The 15459-nt window shown below is 73.8% G+C and carries 11 protein-coding genes; 7 read left to right on the top strand and 4 right to left on the bottom strand.

From position 1 onward, the window contains the following. Positions 1–197: 197 nt before the first annotated feature. From QA802_RS38770 to QA802_RS38745, 6 genes are all read left to right on the top strand, one after another. Positions 198–2891 carry a PP2C family protein-serine/threonine phosphatase gene (locus tag QA802_RS38770; RefSeq protein WP_334533102.1) on the top strand — a complete coding sequence of 898 codons (2694 nt, stop codon included), beginning with the start codon at positions 198–200 and terminating at the stop codon, positions 2889–2891. Between the two features lie 117 nt (positions 2892–3008). Further along, entirely contained in the window at positions 3009–3725 is a 717-nt protein-coding gene (locus QA802_RS38765) for a Clp protease N-terminal domain-containing protein (protein WP_334533099.1), read from the top strand. An 83-nt stretch (positions 3726–3808) separates the two neighbouring features. Next, on the top strand, positions 3809–4753 hold the full coding sequence (locus QA802_RS38760) for a C45 family autoproteolytic acyltransferase/hydrolase (protein WP_334533096.1): 945 nt from the start codon (positions 3809–3811) through the stop codon (positions 4751–4753). Positions 4754–4908: 155 nt separating this feature from the next. Next, positions 4909–7605 (top strand): SpoIIE family protein phosphatase, encoded by a 2697-nt coding sequence (locus QA802_RS38755; protein ID WP_443042239.1) that lies wholly within the window; start codon positions 4909–4911, stop codon positions 7603–7605. Between the two features lie 200 nt (positions 7606–7805). Then, entirely contained in the window at positions 7806–9170 is a 1365-nt protein-coding gene (locus QA802_RS38750) for an FAD-dependent oxidoreductase (protein WP_334533090.1), read from the top strand. Between the two features lie 131 nt (positions 9171–9301). Then, positions 9302–10267, top strand: coding sequence for a DUF1152 domain-containing protein (locus QA802_RS38745; RefSeq protein ID WP_334533087.1), 966 nt, complete (start codon positions 9302–9304; stop codon positions 10265–10267). A 183-nt stretch (positions 10268–10450) separates the two neighbouring features. Here QA802_RS38745 and QA802_RS38740 read toward each other — a convergent pair whose 3' ends face one another. From QA802_RS38740 to QA802_RS38730, 3 genes are all read right to left on the bottom strand, one after another. Continuing rightward, entirely contained in the window at positions 10451–11377 is a 927-nt protein-coding gene (locus tag QA802_RS38740; RefSeq protein WP_334533084.1) for a hypothetical protein, read from the bottom strand. An 86-nt stretch (positions 11378–11463) separates the two neighbouring features. Next, positions 11464–11832 (bottom strand): PadR family transcriptional regulator, encoded by a 369-nt coding sequence (locus QA802_RS38735; protein ID WP_334535172.1) that lies wholly within the window; start codon positions 11830–11832, stop codon positions 11464–11466. Positions 11833–11920: 88 nt separating this feature from the next. Then, positions 11921–13612 carry a serine/threonine-protein kinase gene (locus QA802_RS38730; protein ID WP_334533081.1) on the bottom strand — a complete coding sequence of 564 codons (1692 nt, stop codon included), beginning with the start codon at positions 13610–13612 and terminating at the stop codon, positions 11921–11923. Between the two features lie 190 nt (positions 13613–13802). Between QA802_RS38730 and QA802_RS38725 the strand changes: the two genes are divergently transcribed. Further along, positions 13803–14477 carry a hypothetical protein gene (locus QA802_RS38725; RefSeq protein WP_334533078.1) on the top strand — a complete coding sequence of 225 codons (675 nt, stop codon included), beginning with the start codon at positions 13803–13805 and terminating at the stop codon, positions 14475–14477. A gap of 28 nt (positions 14478–14505) precedes the next feature. On the opposite strand, the gene QA802_RS38720 is transcribed toward QA802_RS38725, so the two are convergent. Next, on the bottom strand, positions 14506–14994 hold the full coding sequence (locus QA802_RS38720; RefSeq protein ID WP_334533075.1) for a roadblock/LC7 domain-containing protein: 489 nt from the start codon (positions 14992–14994) through the stop codon (positions 14506–14508). Between the last annotated feature and the right edge of the window lie 465 nt (positions 14995–15459).

Here is a 15459-nt window from a genome sequence, read left to right as displayed (position 1 = left end):
CCCCGGCGGCCGGATACCGGCCGCCGGAGGCCAGCGCCCGGTCCGTCCATGAGCACGCCCACCAGAAGCTCACCTCTGGGCGGCCGGTTACCCCGTCCGGCTCTCATTTCTCCCGGCGCGCGGATGCACATCCGGTCACATGTGGCGCATTCTTGCTGTGTCGCCCCACGCGGCGGCGCACGGACGAGGTAGGGCCGATGACTGGGAGCGCCAGGGACGAGCGGAAGCCGTCCGGACCGCCGCCCGCGCTGCTGACCGGGACTGTCGCGGACGCGTTGCGGACCACGGCCGGCCGCGCGGCGGGCGTCTACCTGCCCTCGGGGAACTCCGCTCTGCTGCGCCTCGCGGTCCTCTCCGGGCTGCCCGGCCAGCTGTTCCGCCCCTGGTGGCGGGTGAACGTGGACCGGCCGTTCCCGGTGGCCGACGTGCACCGGACGGGCGTTCCGGTGGTGCTGGCGAACGCCACGGAGGTGATGCGGCGCTATCCGCAGTTCGCGGCCGGACTCCCCTTCCAGTTCGGTTCGCTGCATGTGCCCGTCGTGGCGGGGGACCGGGCCTTCGGGGTGCTGACCGTGCTGCGGGCGGCGGCGGCCGACGCGGCGGAGGTGCAGGCGGAGGGCGAGCGGTTGTCGGTCGTCGCGGACGCCCTGGCCGCGAACCTGCTCTGGCTGGGCGCGGACGGCGGGAGCGTCACCTGGGACGACGCGCCGCTGTGCGTGCGTCCGCCGGCCGCCGGACCTGCCCCGGGGCGGGTCGGACGGCTCTCGTGGTCCCCGGCGACCGCCGCCCTGGCCGTGGACGCGCAGGCCTGCGCCCTCCTCGGTCTGCCGCCGGACGAATTCGCCGACACCCTGGACGCACTGGCCCGGGCCCTCGACCCGGCGGACGCCCACCGGCTGCCCGACCTGCTGCACCGGACGGCCCGGGGCCGCCCCCCGCCGCTGCCGATCCAGGTGCGGACCGCCACGGGCGGCCTGCGGCTGCTGGACCTGTGGCAGGCGACGGACGCGGAAGCCGGCAGCATCGGCCGGACCGCCGAACCCGGGCAGCCCTCCGTCCCCACCGGGGAGACACCGGAGCCAGGGCCGACCGAAAGGCCGACCCCCCTGCACCCCGGTCATGCACACCGAGAATCCTCTCCCGACGCACCGCGCCCCGTCGCCGGGGTCGTCCTGGACCCGGGGCCGGGCGCGCTCGCCGACGGGGCGGCCGATCTGCTCCCGGAGGGTGTCTTCTGCCTCGACCGGACGGGCCTCGTCGTGTACGCCAACCCCCGGGCCGGCCACCTCCTGGGCGTACCCCGGAAGCTGCTGGTCGGCCGGCCGCTGTGGGAGGCCGTGCCGTGGCTGAACCAGCCCCCGTACGAGGAGCACCTGCGGGGCGTCCTGCTGTCGCCCGAGCCCGCCCACTTCGACGTGCGGCTGCCCGCCGCGCCGAAGGAGCCCACGACGCCCCGGCCGTACGAGGGCGACTGGCTGCGGATGTCGCTGTACCCGGGCGCGGATCTCGTCACCTGCAAGGCCGTGCCCGCCGACCGCGTGCCGCACGACGACGTCCCCGAGGCCGCCGGCCCGGACGCTCCCGCACCGGACGCCGCCGCACCGGACGCCGCCGCCTCGGCGGCCCCGCTGTACCGGCCGATCGTGCTGGCCATCGCGCTGACCGAGGCGGTCACCGCCCGGCAGGTGTCGGCGGTGGTCATGCAGGAGCTGCTGCCCGCGTTCGGCGGCCGCCGGCTGGCCATCTACCTGCTTCAGGAGCGGCATCTGTACCTGGCATGGGAGTCCGGGTTCCCCGAGGGCTTCCTCGCGCCCTTCGAGGGGGTCGCGCTGGACGCCCGGCTGCCCGGCGTGGAGACGCTCACCACGGGCCGGCCGCTGTTCTTCGACTCGATGCAGCAGCTGGCCGACGCCTACCCCGGCATCGAACTCGACGCGGAGGAGGGCGCCCGCGCCTTCCTGCCGCTGATCGCCTCCGGCCGCCCGGTGGGCTCGTGCATCCTCGGCTTCGACCGGCCGCGCAGCTTCGGCTCCAAGGAGCGCACGGTGCTGACCGCGCTGGCTGGGCTGATCGCCCACGCGATGGAGAAAGCCCAGCGCTACGACACCGAGGCGGCCCTCGCGCGCGGCCTGCAGCAGGCCCTGCTCCCCCGCCGGCTGTCGCAGCACGCGCGCGTGGAGACAGCGGGGCGCTATCTGCCGGGCACCGAGGGCATGGACGTGGGCGGCGACTGGTACGACGTGGTGGAGGCCGGGGACGGGCTCGCCCTGGTCATCGGGGACGTCCAGGGCCACGGGGTGCAGGCCGCGGCGACCATGGGGCAACTGCGCAGCGCGGTGCGCGCGTTCGCGCTCGGGGACCGGCCGCCCGAGGAGGTCATGGGCGGTACGAACCACCTCCTCATCGGCCTGGACCCCGGCCTGTTCGCGAGCTGTTGCTACGTCCGGCTGGATCCGTCCACGGGCCGGGCCCGGGCGGTCCGCGCCGGGCATCTGCCCCCTTTGCTGCGCCATCCCGACGGCCGGACCGAGGTCGTGGACCTGCCCGGCGGGGTGGTCCTGGGGGTGGATCCGCGCGCCCACTATCCGGTGACCGAGCTGCTGCTGGAGCCGGGCGCGATCCTCGCCCTCTACACGGACGGACTGGTCGAGCAGCCCGGCCACGACATCGACGACGGCATCGCCACGCTGCGCAGTGCGCTGGCCGAGGCCGGCGGAGCAGGACGCCGCCCGGCCGCAGGGAACCCCGTCACCCCGCCGGAGGCCCCAGGCCCCACCGGCGGCGCCGGCCGCTCGCTCGCCGGCGTGGCGGACCGGCTGACCGCGGCGGCCCGCCGGTCGGCGGACCGGTTCGACGACATCGCACTGCTCCTGGCCACCCGACGCGGCTAGGACGTGTTGTCACGGACGCGCCGAACCTCGACCCGCGCTCGCAGCAGGGGGACGCAGATACAGACAAAAACGCAAGCACTCCTTGACAAATCCAAATTGTCAAGGAGTACTTGCCTCATGCCTCTTCCAGACCTGGACGACCTCATCGCGGAAGTGGACAGGACCTGCGATGCCGCACACCGCCACGGCGGACACGAACAGCCCGACTGGCTCGCACTGCTGACCGTGGCAGCGGCGCTGGCCGGTCAACTGCAAGCCCTGGCCGACGACTTGGTCGAGGACTACGTCGAGCACTGTCGCATGCACGGCTCCTCGTGGACGGAAATCGGAGCGGCGCTCGGCGTGACCCGCCAAGCGGTGCAACAGCGCTTTCACGCCCCCCACAAGCGATACGGGCCCGAGTCGATGACCGACGACCTCCGTCAGGCAATGACCCACGTCAAGCGGGCCGCGGTGCAGCATCGCAACAACTACATCGGAACCGAACATCTCCTGTGGGGCCTGACCGCCGAGGACAACGACGCCACACGACTCCTGCGGGCCGCCGGCGCATCGCCCGGAGATCTGCACCAGGCCGTCGGCAAGCGCCTGAGCATGGGCGCGTCACAGGCAGCGGAGCGGATCGCGTGGACCCCGTACTCGCGCAAAGCCATCGCCATCGCGGAAGAACGCGCCCGGACAGCGGGCTCGGACCGCATCGGCTGCGACCACTTGCTCCTCGGTCTCGCCCAGATCGGTCGCGGGGTGGCCGCCTCCGTCCTCGGCGACGCGGGACTGGACGCCGCGACCCTCGACGACACCTCGTCACGGCTCACGGACCCCGATCCCGCCTGATCTGGTGAACCACCTGCGGAATTGGCCAGGTTGCCGACACCCCACCGGACATTCACACGGACATCCACAAGGGAGCGGCAGCCATGAGCCGACAGCAGAAGACCTTCCGTGCCATCGAGGTCGGCGACGGGAGCGACGGGCGGTGGGCCGGCCACACACAGGCTCTGTGGCCGCTCGCCGAGGGGTGGATGACCGCGGAGAGCCGCACCCCGAAGGGCGCGGACCGCGCGCGGAGGCTGTTCGAGACGCACATGCCGGAGCTGGTCCCCGTGCTCGATCGCCTCGCCGGTCAGCTCGACCGGCCCGAAGGGGAAACCTTTCTCACCCTCGCGGCCTTACGCCCGTTCTTCTCGGGCTGCACCCAGATCGGCGGCGGGGGCACTCTGCTGCGCAACTACGACTTCAGCCCCGACGAGTGTGAGGGCACCATCGTCTCCTCCCACTTCCTGCGACCGGTGATCGGCATGCAGGACGCCGCCTGGGGCTTGCTGGACGGGATGAACGACGCGGGGCTCGCGGTCTCACTCACCTTCGGCGGGCGCTTGGTCCACGGCCCGGGTTTCGCCATCCTCATCGTCCTGCGCTACCTGCTGGAGACGTGCACCACCGTCGACGAGGCGGTCGCCAGGCTGAAGTCCCTACCGGTCGCCATCCCGCAGAACGTCACCCTCATCGACCCCGAGCAGGCACGGACGGTGTTCGTGGGGCCGGACATCCCACTGACCGAGGCGCCTGACGCCTGCGCCGCCAACCACCAGCACCTGCCGGTACCCGACGAGCAGGAGAAGTCCTCCAGGACCCAGGAGCGACTGAACGCCGTTCGCGCGGCCGGCACGGACGTGGCGGCGATGCTGGAGCCTCCGCTGTACCAATCCGCGTACGAGGAACGGCTGGGAACCGTTTACACCGCCCGTTACCGGCCTTCGGAGGGCCGCGTGGTCTACCACTGGCCGGGTGAGTCCTGGGAACAGTCCTTCGACGCCTTCGCCCCGGGATCCCGCACCGTGACCATCGGCCGGGCCGACTGAGTCGGGCACGGCACCGGCCTCGGTGCGGCGGGGTCCCGCCGTATGCCCCGGATCGAGGGCCGGCCGGAGTCGCCGCTGCGGGTCCGGGTGGCGCGGGGTGTCACCCTGGGTGACGGCTCTCGCCTCAGGGGGCCGGGCAGTGTAGACATGAGCACATGGTCCGACTCCTGGGGCGCACGGCTGCCCGTCAGGCCCGTGGTCCCCGGGGCCCGCGGGGTCGGCGTGCTCCCGAGACAACACTGGGCGGGCGCAGTCTCGCCGCGCAGGTGTTCGTGCTGCAGGTGGTCATCGTGCTGCTGCTGGTCGTGGCGGCCGTGGTGGCGCTGCTGCTGCAGGTGCGGCACGACAGTACGCAGGAGGCCCGCAACCGCTCCCTGGCCGTCGCGCAGACCTTCGCGAACTCGCCGGGCATGGTGGAGGCGCTGGACAGCCCGGATCCGACGGCCGTGCTGCAGCCCAGGGCCGAGGCCGCCCGCAAGGCCGCGGACGTGGACTTCATCGTCGTCCTGAACACCGACGGCATCCGTTACACGCATCCCAAGCCGGACCGCATCGGCAAGAAGTTCGTCGGGACCCTCCAACCGGCGCTGGACGGCGGCGTCGTGGTCGAGGAGGTCGACGGGACCATCGGCCGCCTGGTCCAGGCCGTGGTCCCGGTGAAGGCGTCCGACGGGCAGGTGGTCGGGCTGGTGTCGTCCGGCATCACGACCGAGCACGTGGGCGGGAACGCCGACCGGCAGCTGCCGCTCGTCCTCGGCAGCGCGGCTCTCGCCATGGTGCTGGCCACGGCGAGCACCGCGCTGGTCAGCCGCCGGCTGCAGCGCCAGACACACGGTCTCGGGCCCCGCGAGATGACCCGGATGTACGAGCACCACGACGCCGTCCTGCACGCCGTGCGGGAGGGCGTGATCATCGTCGGCGCCGACGGCGATCTGCTGCTCGCCAACGACGAGGCGCAGCGGCTGCTGGGCCTGCCCCCGGACGCCGAGCGGCGGCAGGTCCTCGACCTGGGGCTCGACCGGGACACCGCCCAATTGCTGGCGTCCGGGCGGATGGTCACGGACGAGGTGCACCTGGTCGGGGAACGGCTGCTGGCGATCAACCAGCGGCCCACCCACCTGGCGGGCGGTCCGGCCGGCAGCGTCGCGACGCTGCGCGACTCCACCGAGCTGCGCGCCCTGTCGGGGCGGGCGGAGGCGGCCCGCGAGCGACTCGACATGCTGTACGCGGCCGGGGTGGGCATCGGGACGAGCCTGGACGTGACCCGGACGGCCGAGGAGCTGACGGCGCTGGCCGTGCCGAGGTTCGCGGACTTCGCGACCGTCGACCTGTTCGACGCCGTCCTGGACGGCGAGGAGCCGCAGGCGCAGGGCGCGCTGCGGCGCACGGCGGTCGGCGGGATCCGCAAGGGCGCTCCGCTGTACGCGGTGGGTGATCGGATCCGGTTCGTCGACTCGGCGCCGCAGGCCCGCAGCCTGGACACCGCACGGGCCGTCCTGGAGGCCCGGCTGTCCCGGGCACCGGGCTGGCGGGCCCAGGATCTGGAACGGACCGAGCAGGTCGTGGAGTTCGGCATCCACTCGCTGATCACGGTGCCGGTGCGGGCCGGCGCGCTGATCCTGGGCGTGGTCAGTTTCTGGCGTTCGGAGCGGCCCGACCCGTTCGATCCGGACGAGGTGGCGCTCGCCGAGGAGCTGGTGGCGCGGGCGGCGATCTCCATCGACAACGCGCGCCGATTCACCCGCGAGCACGGCATGGCCGTCACCCTGCAGCGGAGTCTGCTGCCGCGGACGCTGCCGGAGCAGAACGCCCTGGACATCGCCTACCGGTATCTGCCCGCGCAGGCGGGCGTGGGGGGCGACTGGTTCGACGTGCTGCCGCTGTCGGGAGCCCGGGTCGCCCTGGTCGTCGGCGACGTCGTGGGACACGGGCTGCACGCGGCGGCCACCATGGGGCGGCTGCGCACCGCGGTGCACAACTTCTCCGCGCTGGATCTGTCCCCCGAGGAACTGCTGGGTCTGCTGGACGAGTTGGTGGCGCGCATCGACCAGGACGAGGCGGGCGACCGGGGCAACGCGGCCGTCTCCGGCGCGACCTGTCTGTACGCCATCTACGACCCGGTGTCCCGGCGGTGCACGATGGCCCGCGCCGGCCATCCGCCGCCGGCGGTGGTGCATCCCGACGGCCGGGTCGAGTACGCCGACGTGCCGGCCGGGCTCCCGCTCGGGCTGGGCGGTCTGCCGTTCGAGACGGTCGAGCTGGAGCTGGCCGAGGGCAGCCGGCTGGCGCTGTACACGGACGGGCTGGTGGAGGACCGGGAGCGGGACATCGACACCGGTCTGGAGTTGCTGCGCACGGCGCTGGAGCGCAGCGCCGACGGCTCACCGGAGGAGACCTGCCAGTCGGTCCTGGACGCGCTGCTGCCGGCCCGGCAGGGCGACGACATCGCGCTGATCGTCGCGCACACCCGGGCTCTGGGCGCCGACCGGGTCGCCGAGTGGAACGTGCCGCTGGACCCGGCGGCGGTCGGCGAGGTGCGGTCGGCGGCGTTGCGGCAGCTGGCGCACTGGGATCTGGACGAGCTGTCCTTCGCGACGGAGCTGATCCTCAGCGAGCTGGTCACCAACGCGATCCGCTACGGCAGTGCGCCCGTGCGGGTGCGTCTGCTGCGCGACCGCACGCTGATCTGCGAGGTCTCGGACGGCAGCAGCACCTCGCCGCACCTGCGGTACGCGGCGATGACCGACGAGGGCGGGCGCGGGCTGTTCCTGGTGGCGCAGCTCACCGAACGCTGGGGCACCCGGTACACGCCCAAGGGCAAGGTCATCTGGGCGGAACAGCCGCTGCCCTGAAGCCGCGGGCACCGCCGGCGGGAGGGCGCGGGGCCGCCGCACGCAGGGGCCCGGGAACGCCGCAGGCAGAGGGCCGGGACGGGCATCCGCTCATAAATGACGTTTATGAGCTCATAGAGTGGACCCGCGTACCGAGTTAGGTTTGCCTTAGTTTAGGCTTCCCCCGAGTCGATCTGTCACCGCTCGAAGGGAACCTGATCATGCCCCGCCCCCTGCGGGTAGCCATTGTCGGAGCCGGCCCCGCCGGGATCTACGCCGCCGACGCGCTGCTCAAGTCCGCCGTGGCCGCCGACCCGGGTGTCTCCGTCGACCTCTTCGAGCGCATGCCGGCCCCGTTCGGCCTGATCCGCTACGGCGTCGCCCCGGACCACCCCCGCATCAAGGGCATCATCACCGCCCTGCACCAGGTCCTCGACAAGCCGCAGATCCGTCTCTTCGGCAACGTCGACTACCCGACCGACATCAGCCTGGACGACCTGCGCGCCTTCTACGACGGCGTGATCTTCTCCACCGGCGCCATGGCCGACCGCGAGATGTCGATCCCGGGCATCGACCTCGACGGCTCCTACGGCGCCGCGGACTTCGTCTCCTGGTACGACGGCCACCCGGACGTGCCGCGCACCTGGCCGCTGGAGGCCGAGAAGGTCGCGGTCCTCGGCGTCGGCAACGTCGCTCTCGACGTGGCGCGGGTGCTGGCCAAGACGGCGGACGAGCTGCTGCCGACGGAGATCCCGGCCAACGTCTACGAGGGCCTCAAGGCCAACAAGGCGCTGGAGATCCACGTCTTCGGCCGGCGCGGGCCCGCGCAGGCGAAGTTCTCGCCGATGGAACTGCGGGAACTGGACCACTCCCCCACCATCGAGGTCATCGTCGACCCCGAGGACATCGACTACGACGACGGCTCGATCGCGACGCGGCGCGGCAACAAGCAGGCCGACATGGTCGCCAAGACGCTGGAGAACTGGGCGATACGCGATGTGGGCGACCGCCCGCACAAACTGTTCCTGCACTTCTTCGAGTCGCCGACCGAGATCCTCGGCGAGGACGGCAGCGTCGTCGGCCTGCGCACCGAGCGCACCGTCCTCGACGGCACCGGCAACGTCAAGGGCACCGGCGAGTTCAAGGACTGGGACGTCCAGGCGGTCTACCGCGCCGTCGGCTACCTGTCCGAGAAGCTGCCGAAGCTGCCCTGGGACCTCGACTCGGGCACCGTGCCGGACGAGGGCGGCCGGGTCATCGAGGAGTCCGGCGCGCACCTGCAGTCCACGTACGTCACCGGCTGGATCCGCCGCGGTCCGGTCGGCCTGATCGGCCACACCAAGGGAGACGCCAACGAGACGGTGTCGAACCTGCTGGACGACCACGCGAACGGCCGTCTGCACACGCCCGACGCGCCCGAGCCGGAGGCCGTGGAGGCGTTCCTCGCCGAGCGCGAGGTCCGCTTCACCACCTGGGAAGGCTGGCACCGGCTGGACGCCGCCGAGAAGGCGCTGGGCGAGCCGCAGGGCCGCGAGCGCGTGAAGATCGTCGAGCGCGAGGACATGCTGCGCGAGAGCGGCGCGTAAGCACGGCGACGGGGCTCGGGGGCGGACGCCTCCGGGCCCTTCCCCCCGCGCACACGCTCAGCGCGCACGCGGGGCGTGCGCACTCGGCGAATCCGTTGGTCGGCAAGATCGCCGGCTGTTAGCGTCCCGGGGTGTTCTCCCTTCAGGAACCTCTCCTCTTCGCCCGGCTCCGCGACGCGCGCCGGGTGCTCGTCGCCGGCGCGGGCGGCGGCTTCGACGTGTACGCGGGGCTTCCGCTGGCGTTCGCCCTGCGGGCGGCGGGCAAGGAGGTCCACCTGGCGAACCTCTCGTTCGCCGATCTGTACGGGCTGCCCTCGGACGTCTGGCTGCAGCCCGACGTCGCGGCCGTCGGCCCCGATCTCGCCGTACGGGGCGACTACTTCCCCGAACACACGCTGGCCCGCTGGCTCGACCGGCAGGGCATGCCCGCCACGGTGTACGCCTTCCCGCGCACCGGCGTGCGGCCGCTGCGCGCCGCCTACCGGGCGCTCCTGGACCACCTGGGCGGGGTCGACGCCGTGGTCCTGGTGGACGGCGGGACCGACATCCTGATGCGCGGCGACGAGCACGGCCTGGGCACGCCCGAGGAGGACATGGCGAGTCTGGCGGCCGTACAGGGCCTCGACGACGTCCCCGAGCGGCTGGTGGCCTGTCTGGGGTTCGGCGTGGACGCCTATCACGGGATCAGCCACTCGCTGGTGCTGGAGAACCTGGCCGAGCTGGACCGGGCGGGCGCCTACCTCGGCGCGTTCTCCCTGTCGCGGCACAGCCCGGAGGGCGCGCTCTACCTCGACGCCGTGGCCGACGCCCAGGCGTGCACGCCGGGCCACCCCAGCATCGTCAACGGCTCCGTCGCCGCCGCGGTGCGCGGCGACTTCGGCGACGTCCGGTTCACCGAGCGGACGAAAGACGGCGAGCTGTTCATCAACCCCCTCATGGCGCTGTACTTCTGCGTCGACGCGCCCGGCCTGGCCCGCCGCAACCTCTACCTGGACCGGCTGGCCGACACCGTCCTGATGCGGCAGATCAGCTCCCGCACAGTGGAGTTCCGCGACGAGCTCCCCCGGCTCCGGCAGCCGCGCGCCTTCCCGCACTGAGCTTGTCGTTCAACGACTCCGCTTGGTTATCGAGCCCATGCGTTGAAGAGCGTTCCGCCCAACGTGGTGATGCCGTAGGAGCGAATTTGGCGCCACTCGCCCTGTTCAACCGCTGAACCGCACGGCACACGTCCCGCGGGGCGCGTCACACAGGACGTGTGGCGCGGGACGCCGTTCGGGGGGTCAGCGGGCCGCGACGTCACGGCCGCCGACGACCGCGAGGACGGCGGTCAGGAGCAGCAGCGCCGCCGTCTGGACGGCCAAGCCGGCCACCATCACGGCGGGCAGGGGCACGGACACGTCGATCCAGGTGTACGCGGCGGCCAGGCGCAGCGTGAGGACGAGCAGCCCGAGCACGGCCAGGGCGAGCGCCCCCTCCCCGCCCGCGGTGCGGCCCCGGCGGCCGCGTCGCGCCAGCCAGCCGACTGCGCCGAGGACGAAGCAGGTGGTCGGCGCCCACACGGAGTCGGCCGCTGCGGGCATGACGACGACGGAGGCGCCCATCACGACGCAGCAGCCGAGACAGACCTTGCCGGGAGTGCCGACGGGCAGCGCCGCCGGGGGCGCGTCGCGGTGGCAGGCGGCGCACAGGGCCAGCGCCGGCAGCCAGGCGAAGGCCGCGACGGCGGTGGCGTAGGCCGGCTCCGGCGGGGGGAAGTCGGTCACGAAGGGCGCGAGGAACGGCCACAGGCTGGGCAGGGCGGCGAGCAGCACGCCGATCCGCGCGGTCCTGCGGCGGTCGCGCAGCAGGGCGAAGTAGCCGGCCGTCCACAGCAGCGGCAGCACCCATCCGGCGACGGCCGCCGTGGCGACGACCGGCCCCGGCCCGGTGAGCCCCGACAGGAACATGTCCCGGGCGAAGGCGCCGTGCGTGGACGTCCAGGTCAGCTCCAGCGCCCGGTCGGCGACCGCGGCGGCCGCCTGCAGCAGTACGGCGAAGAGCGCGAAGAGCCGGACCGACGAGCCGAGCAGTGCGTAGCGGCGCGGCGCGGCGGCGGTGCCCAGGCGGGTGCGCAGGGCGAGCGCGGCGACGCTGGCCGCCTCACCGAGGGTGGGCCGGCTCTGGTCCTGGAGGTCGCGGTCGGTCTCCCCGAGGAAGACCTCGACCATCTCCTCCTCCCGTTCCTCGCGGTATTACGCGGGCAGCAGTCGCAGCACGGCGCGGTAGCGCGCTTCGAGAAGGGTCGTCGTACCGGTCATGCCAGACCTCCGGCGAGTCCGGGCCCGGGGGCCGGCGGGATGACGGTTCCGGGGGCGCGGCGGCCCTCGGTGATGCGGCGTCTGGCCGCGTCGGCGCCGGCCGCCATACGGTCGGCTTCCGCCGCGAGGGCCCGGACGCCCTCGTCGGTGACGCGGTAGTAGCGCCTGAGCCTGCCCTGCTGGACCTCCTCGCGGTCCAGGGCGATGAGTCCGTCGGCGGTGAGCCGGTCGAGCACGCCGTAGAGCGTGCCCACCCGCAACTGCACCTCGCCGTCCGAGAGTTCCTCTATCTCCCGCAGGATGCCGTAGCCGTGCCGCGGCTGGTCGGCGAGGGCCGTCAGCACGAAGAAGGCGGGCTGGGTCATGCTCCTCGATGCCATGGAACTGAATATATCGGCTCCCGATATATTCAGCACGACGAAACGCCACACGGCACACGTCAGCCGTCAGCCGTCAGCCGTCGTCGCGCGGGTAGGTCGCGATCACCCGGCCCTTGACGTCGGCCCGGAGGTAGGCGCTGCCGTAGTCGTCGGACAGGTAGACGCTCATCGACGGTCCGGTGTCGAAGACGGTGGACCCCGGGTCGACCAACAGGTAGCGGCTGGTGGGCTGGGGGACGCCGAGGGTCTTCGCGGCCCGGGCCAGCAGCGCGGGCACCGCGTCCCAGTCGTAGACGTCCAGGTCGACCGGGACCGCGCCGTTCATCACGGTGCCGCCCGGGCCGTCCTTCACCGCCACGTCGCCGCCGCGGTACATGTACCGGTCGTAGAGCTTCGGGCGGCCCTTCACGGAGACTTCGGCGATGGCGTACTCCTCGTACACCGCGAGTTTCGTCACCTTCGCCCCGCCCGTGGCCGCCGACAGCTTGGCGACCACGTTCTTGACGCCGTTCCCGCTGAGCAGGTCGACCTTCTGCCCGCCGGACGCGTCACCGGCAGCCGCGCCCGAGGCGTCGTCGGAGGCAGCCCCGGAGGCGTCGGAGGCCGCCTGCCGGGTGCTCTGCGACGCGGACACGCCGGGGAGCGGTGAGGCGGCGCCGCTTCCGCCGTCGTCCCCGCCGTCCTGGAGGTACGGGAGCAGCGTCCACGCCAGGACGCCGGCCAGAGCGGTGGCCAGCACGGCGACGGCGACGGCCGCGCCACGACCGCGGCCGGCGGGGGGCCGGGCGTCGGCAGGCGGGACGACCGTGCCGGCGGCCGGCGGGGCCGCGGGCGGGGCGAGCGAGTAGGAGGTCGTCGCGGACTGCGGAGCGGGGACCTGCGGCGGGACGGGAGCGGACGGGGAGGCCCCGGCCGGCCCCGGCGCGGCGGCGGTCACGGCGGCGAGCATCAGGTCGACCCGTGCCGCGTCGGGGCGGGCCTGCGGGTCGCGCACGAGGAGCGCCGTGAGAACGGCTGTCAGCGGTCCCCCGCCGCGCGGCGGGGGCACGTCCTCGCTCAGCACGGCGGCCAGGGTGGCGAGCGTGCTGCCCCTGCGCAGCGGATGGTGCCCCTCGACGGCGACGTACAGCAGCATCGCCAGCGACCAGAGGTCGGAGGCGGGGCCGCCCTCCTTCCCGCTGACCCGTTCCGGCGCCATGAAGTCGGGCGAACCGATGACCGAGCCGGTGGCGGTGAGCGAGACGGACTCCCGGACGGCGGCGATGCCGAAGTCGGTGAGCACGGGCCGTCCGTCGGGGCGCAGCAGGACGTTGGCGGGCTTCACGTCACGGTGCTCGATGCCGACGGCGTGCGCGGCGCGCAGCGCGGCCAGTACCTCGCGGCCCAGCCGGGCGGCCTCGACCGGGGGCATCACGCCCCGTTCCAGCCGGTCCTGCAGGGAGCCGCCCTCGACGAGCTCCATCACGATCCACGGATAGGTGTGCTCGCCGCCGTCGACGATGTGATGGATGGTGACGACGTTGGGATGGTGGACGCGCGCCAGCGCACGGGCCTCGCGCAGGACGCGCTCGCGCAGTACGCGGGCGGCCGCCGGGTCGTGCTCGGCGAGGTCGGGGTCCGCGTGCCGCACCTCCTTCACCGCCACCGCGCGGTGCAGGACCAGGTCGTGGGCCCGCCACACCAGACCCATGCCTCCGCCGCCGAGTCGCTCGACCAGTTCGAAGCGTCCGTCGACGACGCGTCCGTGGGTTCCCCCTGTGCTCATGGGGGGAGCTTAGAGGCAGCGTCCGACACGCGGTCCGTCGGCCGGAGGGGGCACAGCGCGAATGGTCCGGCCGCCCACGGGCATGCTGTGAGCGAGGTCACTTCCGCCGGGGCGTGCCGAAACCGCTCCCGGTCCGCTCCCTCTCCCTCTCCTCTCGCCCTCCCCACGAAGGACGTGTGCTTTGGCTCTCATGCACCCTGACGCCCCGTCGGCCCGCCGTCCGGGCCGCTGCTGGACGATCCGCGTGGTCGGGCACCGGGACCGCACCGCGTCGGTCACCTGCTCCTCCGCGTGCGCGATGCCGCCGCGCTCCCGGGACCTCGCGGCGCTGCGCCGTTTCGCCGAGGCCCACGCCGCCGCGCACGCCCGGGCCGCGGCGGTGCATCACGACGCCGCCTGCTGGTGCCGCCGTCAGCGGTGCGCGCCGCACGAGGACGTCCGGGTCTCCTGCGCGGGCACGGTCGTCCTCGTCCTGCGGCACGACCCGTCGGTGGGTCAGGTGTGGACGCTCAGCGAAGTGTGCTCCGCGTGCGCGTCGTTGATGCCCCACACGCGCGTGCTGAGCCGGGGGGCTCCGCCGCGGCCCCGCGTGCCGGACCCGGCGGCGGCCCGGGACGCGGAGCCGGAGGCGAACCCCCGTACGGGCGGCGGCCCGGCGGGAGTTCCGGGTTCCGGTGCGGGACGGGAGGCGCACGGCGGGCCGGCTCCGTCGGGGCCCGCGATGCCCGCCGCCGGACCGGCTCGGCTCGTCCCCGGCGGCTTCAGCGCACCCGCCTCCGGCGCCGGCCCGGAACGCGGTGGTGTGCGGCGGCGCCCCGTCGGGGGGCGGCGCGGGCGCCCGGGAGCGGGTGGCGGCGCGGGGTGACCGGCGCCCTGAAGGGGGCGCGCTGGATTCAGGGCCGACGGCGGGACTGCGGCGGGATGCGGACCGGCAGCGTGCCCTGGATCGGTCCGCGGACCTGCGGTGGAGGAAACCGGCCGCTCCCGGTGCCGAGAGGCCGCTCGTCCGCGGACCGGGCGGCCACGAGTTCGGCGATGCGTGCGCCGCAGCGCCGTCCCTCCATGTGCAGTCGACCGACGTCGACCCGGTCGTCGGCGAGCAGGGTCAGTACGGCGGTCGGCCCGGCCGCGTAGGTCGCGAGGTAGCCGTCGGCGCCGCGCACCAGGAGTTCGCGGAAGTCGCCGCGGGCCGCCAGGTCGACCATGCGGCGGCCGACGCCGAGCGCCGCCGCGGTGAGCGCGGCCAGCCCCTCCGGTTGGACGTCCGGCATGTCCTGGGCCAGGACGAGACCGTCGGCGCCGGCCGCCAACGCCCCCGTCAGCTGCGGCATGCGGGCGCGCAGCCGGAGCAGTTCGTTCGCGACCTCGACCTCGACGGCCATGACCGGTGTCCCTTCGGCGCGTTGGCGACTGGTGCGGTGCAAGTGCGGCGCGGGATGGTTCGGGTGCCCCAGAGGTTACGGAACGCGGCAGCCGAAGGCGACGGCTTTGGCACATTCCTTTGGCATGCCCGCCCGTTCGCCCGACGGCGAGGGCCGGGCCCGTCCGCCGGTCCGCACGCGACGGGCGCCCGGCAAAAGGAGAAGCCGCCCGGCTCGCGCGCCGGACACCGGCGGAGACGGGCGGGCGGGCCGTCGCGCGGCGGGCGGCGCGGACGGGGTCCGCCCCGACGCGGACGGGGTCCGCCCCGACGCGGACGGGGTCCGCCCCGACGCGGATGGTGGGCGAGCCCCGTCCGCCGGGTCCCATTCTCCCGACCCGAACCCTGGCGAACCCCTGGGTGCGGGGCGTCCGCCGTGGTGCACGGCGCACACCCCGGGCGGGCGGCGCACACACTGCGCGCGTCT

The sequence above is a fragment of the Streptomyces sp. B21-105 genome (genome assembly GCF_036898465.1).
In the GTDB taxonomy this organism is placed as follows: domain Bacteria; phylum Actinomycetota; class Actinomycetes; order Streptomycetales; family Streptomycetaceae; genus Streptomyces.
Note: the sequence above shows the minus strand (reverse complement) of the source record. Positions and strands in the feature narration are given on the sequence as shown.

Coding starts and splice junctions, on each gene's coding strand:
- QA802_RS38740 (WP_334533084.1), bottom strand. CDS start 11,377: ATGGTCGAGGTCTTCCTCGGGGAGACCGACCGCGACCTCCAGGACCAG.
- QA802_RS38760 (WP_334533096.1), top strand. CDS start 3,809: ATGAGCCGACAGCAGAAGACCTTCCGTGCCATCGAGGTCGGCGACGGG.
- QA802_RS38765 (WP_334533099.1), top strand. CDS start 3,009: ATGCCTCTTCCAGACCTGGACGACCTCATCGCGGAAGTGGACAGGACC.
- QA802_RS38755 (WP_443042239.1), top strand. CDS start 4,909: ATGGTCCGACTCCTGGGGCGCACGGCTGCCCGTCAGGCCCGTGGTCCC.
- QA802_RS38720 (WP_334533075.1), bottom strand. CDS start 14,994: ATGGCCGTCGAGGTCGAGGTCGCGAACGAACTGCTCCGGCTGCGCGCC.
- QA802_RS38735 (WP_334535172.1), bottom strand. CDS start 11,832: ATGACCCAGCCCGCCTTCTTCGTGCTGACGGCCCTCGCCGACCAGCCG.
- QA802_RS38750 (WP_334533090.1), top strand. CDS start 7,806: ATGCCCCGCCCCCTGCGGGTAGCCATTGTCGGAGCCGGCCCCGCCGGG.
- QA802_RS38770 (WP_334533102.1), top strand. CDS start 198: ATGACTGGGAGCGCCAGGGACGAGCGGAAGCCGTCCGGACCGCCGCCC.
- QA802_RS38730 (WP_334533081.1), bottom strand. CDS start 13,612: ATGAGCACAGGGGGAACCCACGGACGCGTCGTCGACGGACGCTTCGAA.
- QA802_RS38725 (WP_334533078.1), top strand. CDS start 13,803: ATGCACCCTGACGCCCCGTCGGCCCGCCGTCCGGGCCGCTGCTGGACG.